Origin of the sequence: Lacunisphaera limnophila, from assembly GCF_001746835.1 — a bacterium.
Lineage (GTDB): Bacteria > Verrucomicrobiota > Verrucomicrobiia > Opitutales > Opitutaceae > Lacunisphaera > Lacunisphaera limnophila.
On sequence record NZ_CP016094.1, the window covers coordinates 3,712,107 to 3,724,098 of the forward strand.

General features: G+C 62.1%; 12 protein-coding genes. 8 read left to right on the forward strand and 4 right to left on the reverse strand.

The window, feature by feature from the left end:
• The first annotated feature begins 12 nt into the window (after nt 1–12).
• The 4 genes from Verru16B_RS15660 to Verru16B_RS15675 all read left to right on the forward strand — a co-directional run bounded on the left by Verru16B_RS15660 (nt 13) and on the right by Verru16B_RS15675 (nt 3,827).
• Nucleotides 13–1,548: a YifB family Mg chelatase-like AAA ATPase gene (locus Verru16B_RS15660; RefSeq protein WP_069963159.1), complete on the forward strand. Its 1,536-nt coding sequence runs from the start codon at nt 13–15 to the stop codon at nt 1,546–1,548.
• 82 nt (nt 1,549–1,630) lie between these two features.
• Complete coding sequence (locus Verru16B_RS15665) at nt 1,631–2,503, forward strand: MYG1 family protein (protein ID WP_069963160.1); 873 nt, start codon at nt 1,631–1,633, stop codon at nt 2,501–2,503.
• Nucleotides 2,504–2,601: 98 nt separating this feature from the next.
• Nucleotides 2,602–3,471, forward strand: a complete 870-nt coding sequence (trhO, locus tag Verru16B_RS15670) for an oxygen-dependent tRNA uridine(34) hydroxylase TrhO (RefSeq protein ID WP_069963161.1) — start codon at nt 2,602–2,604, stop codon at nt 3,469–3,471.
• Nucleotides 3,472–3,506: 35 nt separating this feature from the next.
• Nucleotides 3,507–3,827, forward strand: coding sequence for a hypothetical protein (locus Verru16B_RS15675; RefSeq protein WP_069963162.1), 321 nt, complete (start codon nt 3,507–3,509; stop codon nt 3,825–3,827).
• An 89-nt stretch (nt 3,828–3,916) separates the two neighbouring features.
• Here Verru16B_RS15675 and Verru16B_RS15680 read toward each other — a convergent pair whose 3' ends face one another.
• From Verru16B_RS15680 to Verru16B_RS15690, 3 genes are all read right to left on the reverse strand, one after another.
• Nucleotides 3,917–5,224: a DEAD/DEAH box helicase gene (locus Verru16B_RS15680; RefSeq protein ID WP_069963163.1), complete on the reverse strand. Its 1,308-nt coding sequence runs from the start codon at nt 5,222–5,224 to the stop codon at nt 3,917–3,919.
• Between the two features lie 23 nt (nt 5,225–5,247).
• Entirely contained in the window at nt 5,248–5,484 is a 237-nt protein-coding gene (locus Verru16B_RS15685) for an RNA-binding S4 domain-containing protein (protein WP_069963164.1), read from the reverse strand.
• A 199-nt stretch (nt 5,485–5,683) separates the two neighbouring features.
• On the reverse strand, nt 5,684–6,553 hold the full coding sequence (locus tag Verru16B_RS15690; protein ID WP_069963165.1) for a CvfB family protein: 870 nt from the start codon (nt 6,551–6,553) through the stop codon (nt 5,684–5,686).
• Between the two features lie 199 nt (nt 6,554–6,752).
• On the opposite strand from Verru16B_RS15690, the gene Verru16B_RS15695 reads away from it, so the two are divergent.
• The 3 genes from Verru16B_RS15695 to Verru16B_RS15705 all read left to right on the forward strand — a co-directional run bounded on the left by Verru16B_RS15695 (nt 6,753) and on the right by Verru16B_RS15705 (nt 9,902).
• Nucleotides 6,753–7,346, forward strand: a complete 594-nt coding sequence (locus tag Verru16B_RS15695) for a hypothetical protein (RefSeq protein ID WP_157772461.1) — start codon at nt 6,753–6,755, stop codon at nt 7,344–7,346.
• Between the two features lie 313 nt (nt 7,347–7,659).
• Nucleotides 7,660–9,060, forward strand: a complete 1,401-nt coding sequence (locus tag Verru16B_RS15700; protein ID WP_157772462.1) for a site-specific integrase — start codon at nt 7,660–7,662, stop codon at nt 9,058–9,060.
• 137 nt (nt 9,061–9,197) lie between these two features.
• A complete protein-coding gene (locus Verru16B_RS15705; protein ID WP_069963168.1) occupies nt 9,198–9,902 on the forward strand; it encodes an endonuclease/exonuclease/phosphatase family protein in 705 nt (234 codons plus the stop codon).
• A gap of 62 nt (nt 9,903–9,964) precedes the next feature.
• On the opposite strand, the gene Verru16B_RS19295 is transcribed toward Verru16B_RS15705, so the two are convergent.
• Nucleotides 9,965–10,315, reverse strand: a complete 351-nt coding sequence (locus Verru16B_RS19295) for a helix-turn-helix domain-containing protein (protein ID WP_083270403.1) — start codon at nt 10,313–10,315, stop codon at nt 9,965–9,967.
• Nucleotides 10,316–10,442: 127 nt separating this feature from the next.
• Between Verru16B_RS19295 and Verru16B_RS18410 the strand changes: the two genes are divergently transcribed.
• Nucleotides 10,443–11,717, forward strand: coding sequence for a PcfJ domain-containing protein (locus Verru16B_RS18410; protein ID WP_157772463.1), 1,275 nt, complete (start codon nt 10,443–10,445; stop codon nt 11,715–11,717).
• The last annotated feature ends 275 nt before the right edge of the window (nt 11,718–11,992 follow it).

Consider the following 11,992-nt stretch of genomic DNA (forward strand, 5'->3'; position numbering starts at 1 on the left):
TCCCGCCAGTCCATGTTAGCCACCATCGGCTCAGCCGCGTTGCTGGGCATTGACGCCGTCCCGGTCCAGATCGAGGTCAACACCGGCGAATCCGGCATCCCCGACCTCATCCTCGTCGGCCTGCCCGACACCGCCGTGAAGGAATCCCAGGACCGCGTCTTCTCGGCCCTGAGCAACTCCGCGCTCAAGATGCCGCCCACGCGCACCACGATCAACCTCGCGCCCGGCGATCTCCGCAAGGAAGGCGCCATCTACGACCTCCCCATCGCCCTGGGCATCCTCGTCGCCACCGGCCAGCTGGCCTGCGACCGCCTCCACCACTACCTTATCGCCGGCGAACTCAGCCTCTCCGGCGCCACCCGGCCGATCAAGGGCGGCCTCGCCATGGCCGTGCTCGCCCGCGCCGCGGGCCGCCGGGCCATCCTCCTGCCCCCGGTCGCCGCGCAGGAGGCCGCCCTCGTCGAGGGCCTCGAGGTCTACGAAATCACTTCGCTCGCCCAGGCCGCCCGCTACCTCGGCGGACAAATTCCCCTGTCCCCCGTGACCCCACCCCGCCGGGCCGCCGTCGCGCCCCGCTCCGAGCACGAACCCGATTTCGCCGAGATCAAGGGCCAGCACGCCGTCCGCCGCGCCGTTGAGATCGCCGTCTCCGGCGGCCACAATCTCCTCATGATCGGACCACCCGGCTCGGGCAAATCCATGATCGCCCGCCGCATTCCCGGCATCATGCCCACCCCGTCGCTCGAGGAATACCTTGAGATCCTGCGCATCCACTCGGCCGCCGGCCACACCATGCAGGGCGAGGTCCCCTACCTCCAACGCCCCGCCCGCGCCCCCCACCACACCATCTCCGACGTCGGGCTCATCGGAGGCGGCACCCTCCCCGGCCCCGGCGAGATCTCCCTCGCCCACCACGGCGTGCTCTTCCTGGACGAGTTGCCCGAGTTCCGCCGCTCCGCCCTCGAGGTCCTTCGCCAGCCGCTGGAGGACGGCCAGGTTACCATCTCCCGCAGCGCCGGCAAGGTCACCCTGCCCTGCCGCTTCATGCTCGTGGCCGCCATGAACCCCTGCCCCTGCGGGTATCTCGGCGACCCGCGGCACGAGTGCCGCTGCGCCCCCGCCCAGATCCAACGCTACCGCGCCCGCATCAGCGGCCCGCTGCTCGATCGTATCGACCTCCACGTCGAGGCCCCCGCTCTCTCCATCACCGAGCTCCGCGCCGACGCGGGCGGCGAAGCCTCCGCCCTCATGCGCGAACGCGTGGAGACCGCCCGCCAGCTCCAGTACATCCGCTACCGCGGCACCGGCCTCGCCTGCAACGCCCGCATGCCCCCTTCCCAGCTCAAGAAATTCTGCGCCCTCGACTCCACCCTGGGCGACCTCCTCCAGCAGGCCATGGAGCAGCTCTCGCTCTCCGCCCGCGCCTACGACCGCATCCTCAAGGTCGCCCGCACCATCGCCGACCTCGCCGAATCCGAGTCCATCCGCTCCCCCCACCTCCTCGAGGCCATCCAATACCGCTCGCTTGATCGCAATGTGTTTTACTAAGCCACCTTGGTAGGAGCCAGGCTCCCGCCCATTTTTCCCTCGCGTTCGGGCCGTTTCGCCGCGCCATTCTTCGGCCCGTTTCATGATTCCCTTCACCACGATCCTCACGCACCCGGGCGGCGCCCATAAGGACGAGTTCCTCGCCTGCTGCGTCCTCCTCTCCCTGCACCCCGTGCCCGTCGTCCGCCGCGAACCCGCGCCCACCGACCTCGCCGATCCCGCCACCTGCGTGGTCGACGTCGGCCACGAACACGAGCCGGCCCGCAACAATTTCGACCACCACCAGCTCCCCAAGGATCACCCGCCCACCTGCTCGCTCTCCCTCGTGCTCCAGCACCTCGGGCTGTACGCCGATGCCCGCCAGTTCTGCGCCTGGCTCGAGTCCGCCGAGTGGTTCGACTGCCGCGGCGCCGTCACCACCGCCCAATGGCTCGGCGTCCCCGCCGACGTCCTGCCCAAGCTGAACTCCCCGATCGACATCACCCTCCTCCGCCGCTTCGCCCTGGCCAAGCGCCTCGCCCCCGGCGACCCGCTCTGGGAAATGATGCGCATGATCGGCGAGGACCTCGTCAACTACGTGCGCACCCTGCGCGCCCGCCTCGATTTCATCGGCCGCCATGCCCAGTTCTGGACCCTCGACCTCGCCGGCTCCCCCGGGCAGATCCTCTTCCTCCCGCGCACCGAGCCCCTGCCCGAGGAGCCGTCGCTCGGCCTCGACGAATTCATCGAGGAACGCCAGCTCACCGGGGAAATCGTCGGCCTGGTCTATCCGGACCGTCGCAGCACGGGCTACGGCCTGGGCCGCTTCCGCGACAACCCGCGCCTCGACTTCACCCGGATCAACCGCGAAACCGACGTCCATTTCGCCCACGCCCGCGGCTTCGTGGCCAAGACCTCCGCCCACGACATCCCCCGCCTCCAAGCCTTGGTCACCCAGTCCGGCGTCGCATCCTGACTCGGCAAGGTGGAACCTGCCTCCGCGCAGGTTTTCCGGGTGCATCGGTGCCCATCTGTGGTTGAACTGAATTCTCCTTCCCTCGCTTTCGCCCCCTGATGCCCGAGATCATCAACTTTTCCGCCTACCGCTTCGCCCCGCTCGAGGGTCTACCTGCGCTGAAGGATCATCTTAAATCCGTCACCGCTGCGGGCGGCCTTAAGGGCACGATCCTCCTCAGTCCCGAAGGCATCAACCTCTTCGTCGCCGGCGCACGCCCCGGGCTCGACGCCCTCCTCGCCACGATCCATGCCGTCCCCGGCCTCGCCGGACTCACGCCCAAGGAAAGCCTGAGCTCGCACCAGCCCTTCCACCGGATGTTGGTGAAGATCAAAAAGGAAATTATCGCCTTCGGGATTCCCGGCATCGACCCCGCCCGGAACCCGTCGCCGCGACTCCCCGCCCGCACGCTCAAGCAGTGGCTCGACGAGGGCCGCCCGGTCACCCTCCTCGACACGCGCAACGACTATGAGGTCAACGCCGGCACCTTCCACGGCGCCGTGCCCGCCGGCATCCGGCATTTCCGCGACTTCCCGGCGGCCGCCGCCCGGCTGCCCGCGGCGCTCAAGGACCAGCCGGTCGTGACGTTCTGCACGGGCGGTATCCGCTGCGAGAAGGCCGCCCCCTACCTCGAGTCGGTCGGTTTCAAGCAGGTCTTTCAACTCGACGGTGGCATCCTGAAATACTTCGAGGAATGCGGCGGCGCGCACTATCAGGGCGAGTGCTTCGTCTTCGACGGCCGCGTCGGCGTCGATCCGGCCCTGCGCGAGACCGCCACCGTCATGTGTTTCGTCTGCCGCATGCCCCTGTCACTCGCCGATCAGGCGCATCCGCACTACGTTCGCGAAATTTCCTGCCCGCATTGTTTCGGTGGTAAGGCCTTGGCGGGAGGCCTTAAGCCATCCGCCGCCCCCGAATCCGGGGAATAGCTTTCCGTCTGCGGTGTTCTGCGTAGGCTGTTGGGATGGAAATCCGACTGCAGCAGATGCCCTTCAAGTTTCAAACGCCCGATGGTCTGATGGAGGTCACCGTCCGCAGCGATAACCGCGAGACCGCGCCCGGCACGCAGCATCATTTCACCGCTGCGGCCACCTTCATCGGCGCCGGCCCGCGCGCCCTGGAGCGGATCCAGCTCACGCCCAACGCCAAATCCCACAGCGAGGTCATGAAAACCCTCCTGACCGGCTTCAAGGTCACCCCCGGCTCCCACGCCGAGGACACCGTGAATCACCGCGTCCTGACCGCCCTCATCACTGCCCCCGGCGTGATCGACCTGGACAGCTGATTAAGGAATCACGCCTTTGGCCGTGGGCAGCTAGCTTGCTCGCGCGTTAGGTCGGCGCATGCCCCGATCCTACGTCAGGCAATTCGACCTCACCGCAACCGCGGCCACGAGAACTGCTTCTCCTTCGCCACCGCCGGCTTGAATTCCGGCGGCGGTAGCCCAGCGGCTTTTGCCGCGGCGGCCCGCGCCTTGTCCTTCTTGTTCGGCCGCTTTCCCTTGATCCCGCCCGTGGGCGGCGGCGGAACCTCCAGTTCCTCCGGCTCGAAGCCGGGAATCTGCTCCCGCACCAGTTCAAATCCGTTGCGCTCCTCGATCAGCCCGAAATGCCGGTGCGTCTCCGCACTGATGAAATTCACGGCCAGCCCGCTCTCCCCCGCCCGACCCGTGCGCCCGATGCGGTGTGTGTAATCCGTCGCCGAGCGCGGCAGATCGAAATTCACCACCACCGGCAGTTGCGCGATGTCGAGCCCGCGCGCGCCCAGGTCGGTCGTGAGCAACACCCGCACCGCCGAGGCCTTGAAATCCGCCAGCGCCTGCGTCCGCGCCCCTTGGCTCAGCTCGCCGTGGAACGCCGTGGCCGCGATGCCGGCCTTGCGCAGTTTTTCCGCCACATGCTCCGTCGCATACTTCGTCGCGACGAACACCAGCACGCGCGTCCACTTGTTTTCCTCGATCAGGTGCCGCAGCAGCTGCGTGCGCCGCGGCGGATCCACCTCGATCGCCCGCTGCGTGATGTCCGGCTTGGTCGCCGGCTCCGTCGCCACCTCGATCCGCACCGGGTCGCGCAACATACCTGCCGCCAGCGCGAGCACCGCGGGAGGAAACGTGGCCGAGAACAGCAGATTCTGCCGCTTGGCCGGCAGCAACTCGAGGACGCGGTTCAGTTCGTCCGCAAAACCCAGGTCGAACAGCCGGTCGGCCTCGTCCAACACCAAGGTCTGGACCGCCGACAGCGAGACGGCATTGTGATCCACGAGATCGAGCAGACGGCCCGGCGTGGCGATGATGATGTCCGCCCCTCCGCCCAACGCCATCATCTGCGGGTTGATCGACACGCCGCCATACACGATGAGAATCTTGATCGGCTCCGGCAGCCACCGGCCGTAGATGCGGAACGAATCCCCGATCTGCGCCGCCAGTTCCCGCGTCGGCGCGAGGACCAGGGCGCGGACAAACCGCCCACGTTCGCGGCGCCCCGCCGCCAGCGTCTGCAGGATCGGCAGCGCGAAGGCCGCAGTCTTGCCCGAGCCGGTCTGGGCCGTGGCCCACACATCGCGGCCGCCCAGCACGGCCGGGATCGCCGCCACCTGCACCGGCGTCGGCGCGGGATAATTGCGCACGATCACGGCGCGCATCAGCGGCTCCGCCAGGCCGAGCGAGTCAAAGGTTGCGGTCATGGCCGGTGGGAGGACGGCGCGCCTCAGCGCACCTTCACGATGATCGTGTGCCCGTTCACGGTCACGCGGTCACCGGCCACCAGCTTCTTGCGCTTCTGCATCTCGACCACGCCGTTCAGCGTCACCTCGCCGGCGCCGATCAGCACCTTGGCCTCACCACCGCTCTCGGTCAGCCCGCCGAACTTGATGAACTGGCAGAGTTCGATCGGAATCTCCCGCACGGTGACAGGCCGCGGGGTCGAGGAATTGGTTTGGGTCATACCCACACGTTGAACCACAAAGACCCCAAGGCACAAAGCCCAATTCATCCGATCTTACGCCGCCCTGGCCCGGATCCATGTCGGTAGCGGCCAACCACCGGCTTGGTGAAGGTTGGCGCCACTGTGGGCGAATCCCTGCCCCCCTTCGCCCCGTTGCAGGTAAACCTGCCTCGTCTTCGTCGCTTCGTGTCTCTGTAGTTTATTTTTCCGCCGCTCCCTGCTCCCCATCAACCGGTCCCACCAGCGTGATCCCGTCCGGATCAATGATGATCTGGCGTTCCCGGAAAAGCGTGCCGATCGCCTGCTTGAAGGCCTTCTTGCTCATGCCGAACACATCGCGGATTTCCTCCGGCAGGCTGTTGTCATGGTAAGGCAGCCGTCCACCCTTGGCCGTGAGCACCGCCATGACCTTGTCCGCCATTTCCCCGATCCGGCGATGACCAGCCTGGCCCAGCGCCAGGTCCAATTTTCCATCGGGCCGGATGGCGCGGATATAACCCTGGACGACGTCACCCACCCGCAAAGGTCCGTGGATCTCGGTGTGATAAATCAGGCCGCGGTGGGCGTTGTTCACGACAAGGTTGAACCCGAGCGGGCTCTTGCTCGCCACCATCAGCTGCACTGCCTCGCCCTCGTGATAATGCGGCGGCTTCAGGTCCAGCCGCCGGTTGAACCGCGCACTGGCAATCAGGCGGTCGGTGCGGTCGTCCAGCACCACCATCACGACCACGCGGTCGCCCGGGTTGACCGGACCGTCCATCTCCCGCATCGGCAGGAGCAGGTCCTTCTCCAGGCCCCATTCCAGGAAAACGCCGACCCGCGGATTGATCCCCGCGACCCGCAGGTAGGCCAGCTCGCCCACCTGCACGAGCGGCTGCTGCGTGGTGGCCACGAGGCGGTCCTCGGAATCGCGGTAGACAAACACCTCCACCTTCCCGCCCACGACCGCCCCCGTCGGGATGAATTTCCCCGGCAGCAGGATTTCGCCATGCGTCCCGCCGTCGAGATAGAGTCCGGGCGTCGACGAGCGGACAATAGTCAGAAGATTACGTTTGCCGATTTGGGCCATGCGCCAAGTTGACCGCTCGACCCCACTTAGGGGAGGCAATTCGTAAGGCCGGCTAGGCCTGAGCGCTGGGTTGTGAATTGCCTCGGCCCAGAATGAAGACCTGGAACGGAGGGACCGGGGAAGATTGCGGTTGAAGCGAGATCCCTCCGATTCAAAGTGAACCTAGGTCGCCGCCTCGGCCAGGCGCACCCCCGAAACCGTGCACACGCTTTTCAATAGATGCCCCCTGGCCGATCCAGCGATGGCCCGTCGGTGCAAAGGCGCATGGCTCCTGCTGATTTTCGGCTTTGTGCTTTCCGCCCGATTGTTCGCCGGGCTGACGGCAGATCCGGCGGGTCCAGGCTGGCCGACAACTGATTTCAAAGCCGTTCTCAAGGAGATCGATGACGCAGGTTTGGTCGTGATCACCTATCATGACGGTTCGGAAGCCTTCGTCACGGACAGCGAATGGATCGTTCGACTCAAGCAGCTGCTGAACTCGGCCGGGGGGAAACCGGCCAAGTATTGCTTCTGCATCAACTACCCGCAGGTCGCTCTCGTAAACAAGGACCGGGTGCTTGCGAAGATGGAAGTTCCGCACGGGAACAGATTGCGCTTCTATAGCAGCCAATCCTCGGGGGATTTCACCGTGGACGAAAAGATTGCGAAGCAAGTGGGCGAGCTGCTCCTCAGCCAGCGCCAACGAGCGGTATCGCCCCGCAAGGCCAGTCCGCTCAAGCCTCCGCCCGCGAAAATTGAAATCAACCTGAATGGTCATCCACCCCTCCTGCCCATCCCACCCCCGGGGGGCTAAAAATCAGCATCCGCTGAGCGAGCGACGCCTCCCCGGCGGCCGGAGCGGTCGCCAGCGCGGCCCGGCCCAAGCAAAAGGCGCATCTCGTTGCCGAAATGCGCCTTGAAAGTGGCCCGCCAGCCGTAGGCCTGGCGAAGGCTGGTGCCCGCCTCCGGGGGATGATCACAAAAAAGAGCGCCTACCATTTCTGATAAGCGCTCTAAAAGTGGTGCCCCCACGGGGAATCATGCCTAGGCTTGTCCGGGCCGATAATGCGCTAAAATGAGCTGATATTCGAACTTGTCTGTATGGGTTTGTGTGGCTTTTTTCGGACGTGGCTCGCAAATCAGAATACCCGCGGACGATCATTGTAGGCAGTGCGATTGTAAAGATCTACAGGGTGAAGCATCGGCGTGGGCACGATGGCTACCTCTACACTGTGGCCTACAAGACGCCGAGCGGAGATAGAAAGACTCCGCAGTTCGCCGATCCTGCCGAGGCCGAGAAAGAGGCCAGGCTGCGCGCCTCGCAGATCGCCAAGGGCCACGCTGAGTCAGTAGAGATGACAAAGTCCGACCGGGAGGAATGGCTCGCGATCAAGCGCACCGCAGGGGACACTCCCCCACTTGCGGCCATACGGGAATGGGCCAAGGCCCGCGAACTATGCGGGGATCAACTCTTGGCCGCTGCGAAGGCCTGGCACGGCGTTGGAGGGAGCTTTACGCCCATCCTAGCCGAGAAAGCGGTAGATGAGTTCATCGCCGCTGTGGAAGCGACAGGCAAGCAGGGCGAGGCAACTTACAGGGCCAAGTTGAAGCCCATTGCTACGGCTTTCGCGGGCCGCGAATTGCACTCAATTACCGCGCCCGAGTGGACCGCCTACCTGGCACGTTGGACTGATGGTGTATCTCAAAACGACCACCGCAAACGTACCATCGCCTTGTGTAGGTGGGCGCAAAGGAATGGCTATATCCCTAAACTGAGTGAACTGGAGGTTGGCTACACCCTCAAAGCTAAGGAGAATATGCCCGAAATTGGCATTATCACTCCAGAGGCTCTCGGGCAACTGCTAGTCTACATTGACACAAACCACCCGCGACACTTGCCCGCGTTGGTGTTGGCCGCCATGGCCGGGTTACGGGCCGCGGAAATCCACGGCTCGCGGAAGGACCGGAATCTTCGGCAGCTCTGGGCGGATATTCACCTGAATCCTGAACGGGTTGGCGGTAGGGCGGAAAAGCCATTCGTTCGTGTGACGCATGCAAAACCCAACACCCCTGCCTGGCGTCATGTGCCCCTCTGCCCGGCCGCCCGGTCATGGCTGGAGCCGTATTGGAACTCCCGGAAACCTTCGGCTTCCAGCCTACCTGCAGCAATGGAGCGGGTCCGTGACATAGCCATCACCCTAGGCCTGGATTTGCCCGACAACTGCTTTCGTCATTCCTATATCACCTATCAGGTCTCACTCACCGGCAGTAAGGCCCAGGTGGCCCTGTGGGCTGGCACCTCAGAAGTCCGAATTGATCGGCACTACCGGCGCCCTGTGACCGAGGCGGCGGCCAAAGGGTGGTTCGGAATGACCAGAGAGGCTGCAATGAAACTCCCCAAACTCAGTGCTCCCGAGGCGGACTATTCGGCCATGGGTAAGGTTGGTGGTAGTGTGATCAGTGAGGCGAAGAAGGCAGCGGCCCGTAAACGTTTGGCAGGTGAGGCAGCGCTTGTTGATGGCGAATAGCCTCTGAGGGCCTCAAGCCATCGGGACTAAGTCGGGCTGACCATTCGGAATCGTTTTTAGGAACTCATGGGCCAAAAACCGAAAGGCTTTGAGTTTGTCCCTTGCCTGTAACACCGAAAGCACGAGTCATATTGAAAATGAAAATTGGCCTTTGGAATATTGATCATCCGACGACTAATTCCGGCAGCCAGACCAAGGAAGATCGATTTCTGGCAATAGCCCAGTACCTAACGGTCGCCGACTGCGACATCTACATTATCCTCGAGGCAAATTCCGCGATGAGTTTGCCGGGGTATTTCTCCGAATTCAGTGACGAAAGTCCGTTCAAACCCCTGCACCGATACTACGGGGAGCCGAACAAATACCATCAGGTCGCGATATACAGTAAGACTCCCATTCAACTCTTGGAAGTGACTGAGCCGATCAACGGACTTCTTTGCCAGGTAACGTCGCCATTCGGTCCCCTCACCCTCTATGGGAACGTAATCACCATCAAAGACAGATGGGTTAAGGGGAGCAAAATGACCTATACCGCCCGCCTCAGCGAGCAATTAGAGGCAATTGAGAAGGTCCCCAAGAATATGACGCTTATCGGCGGCGACTTCAATTTTAGACTCGGAGTGCCACGATGGCTTTCGCCACATCAGCAAATGCTCAGTCAGTCTTTGAAGCAGGGTCTCATGTGGCCAACCCAAGAGCGGGAGGACACCGTCCAGCATGTCATGCATACGAACGATCTGACTGCCCGGGTTTCATTGGATTTCTCGATACGCCACTCGGCCACGGGCGAAAAGCGTCTGAGTGACCATCCATACATGGGTATCGATTTGAATTCCGTTTAGGATCCCGGTTTGTGCGCCGTGCGCATTCGTTGCGTCATGAGATGGCGAGAAGGCAGGCCCCTCTACCCCCTTCGGTTTTTCAGGCGTCGGCGCGAGATCCAAGAGTAAATCGCCGCCGGGGTAACCACTACCTGATGATATGTGCGTAGCCATTCCACTGCCTTTTCCGCATACGGCTCCCCATCCTGGCGATATATCCGGATTCTTACACGTAGACTTTCGTTCAAGCTCGTAGGAATCTTGCAGCGCGATACGCGCAAACCTCCGTGGGAACGTGTCTGCTTAGCCTCTCTTGTGATTCGCCAAATGGTCTGCCGTGAGAGACCCGTGCGTTGGCTAATCTCATGTAGCGAGACCCCCTTGAGATAGAGTCCAAGGACCTGATGATGCCGCCGTGGCTTGGCAGGTGACATGTTACATGATAAAAGATCAGGATGCGCTAAAGCACAAGCTGAAACAACTTAAGCTATTGCTATAAAGCGGGCTACAACTTGGGAGGTGGCCCAAATAACTTTTCGCGAAAGAGGCAGATTCCTCAGTATGGAACACACCACCAGCGGCCTGGCTCCCACGCCTCAATCCTGGTTAGGGGCCTCACCACAACGGGCGAACAAGCGCGCCCATCGTTGGGCTGAAATTCCAAATGGGCTTTCGCTTCAATTCAGGCAGGAACCATCGCTGGTCCGCTTTTCCCCGGATGGCCTGATACTAAAGTTTGCCAGCACAACGTATGTGGTGACGCCCTGGCCCGGATTAGAAGTTTACTACCTTACCGTGCATGGCCAGCGGAAGCCAATCCCCGCTTTGCTGAGACCGCCGATCCTAACGTCTGTTAATGAGCTTCGCCAAAGCAGCAATCAAACGCAGCGGCTGGCTATCCATGATTTGATTAGGAACCTACCCCTTTGGATTCACGCCCGCTTGGTGCCAATGAGGCAGCGCTATTGGTTGGGCATCGAAACCTTGGCAGATATGCCTGAATCGCTGCGTTTGCTTGAAAGCTCACCAGCACTTTTTGCCGCAATGAGCCAATACGCTGCGGCTGGATGCTTAAATGGTGATCAACGCACTGCCTTGCGTGCGCTCTTGCAGGGAAGGCAGCGTGAACTGACTGACTGGCTCGGATTTGGGGGTGCTGAAGCTTGCTGCAAGATACTGCGTAAACTTTCCCACTACGACTATTCCTATTCCCAGTGGCGAGCGCTGGCGCGCTGCATGCGGCAAACAGAGATTAGAAAGGTTCTTCAAAAGGCTCCAACGATCCCATGTGCGATCGTAGACTTCTTGGTAATTGCATCAGATACTCGGTTATTTACGAGCAGGGCACTGGGTCAAGTCGCCGCCGAGCTTCTAAAGTTGGGGCCGTCGTGGATCAAGCAACGGGAATTGATTGATGAGGTTCTGACCTGTGGATCGTTGATGAGAAAGTACGGTATCGCCCCGGTCCCTATGTCCTCATACACGGACTACAGGCGACTCCATAGCCAATTTAGCGACGCGGTTGACGATGTGCGCATGACGCAAGGACCACTGCTAGTGCTAGACGATGTAGAACCTATCATCACACCGCGTGACCTGAAACAGGAGGCCGCCGAAATGGAGCATTGCGTCGGGTCACTCCATTTCATCATGGCAGGACTCCGGGGAACGTATTGCTTTTATCGCATGGTTCGACCCGACCGTGCGACCATTTGCTTGGAGCGCAGCTCCGGGTTGGACAGCTGGAAGGTAGCGCAGATCCAGGGCCAGAAGAATTCCGGTATATCGGATACGACGATGGACATGATCCATCGTGCGGTGGCGGCCTCTACATGAAGCCATGCCCACCATAAGTAGTCTTAAAAACACGAACATGAATGAAATAACGTGGGTCGTCTTAACCGTTGCTTTGGCCGGATTGCCAGGGCCCTCACGTGAGGTTGATCCCGATGGCTTTACCACCCGGGGGCAACCATCACGCCGTCTAGTCCTCCCGTTTTCGCTGACCTCGTATACTGTGCCATATGGCGAGACCTGGAGATTAAGTTGGGTATCCCCATATAGGGCGAACGAGGTCGTCCCAGCCTATGATGTCCGAGTTATTCGAGGGA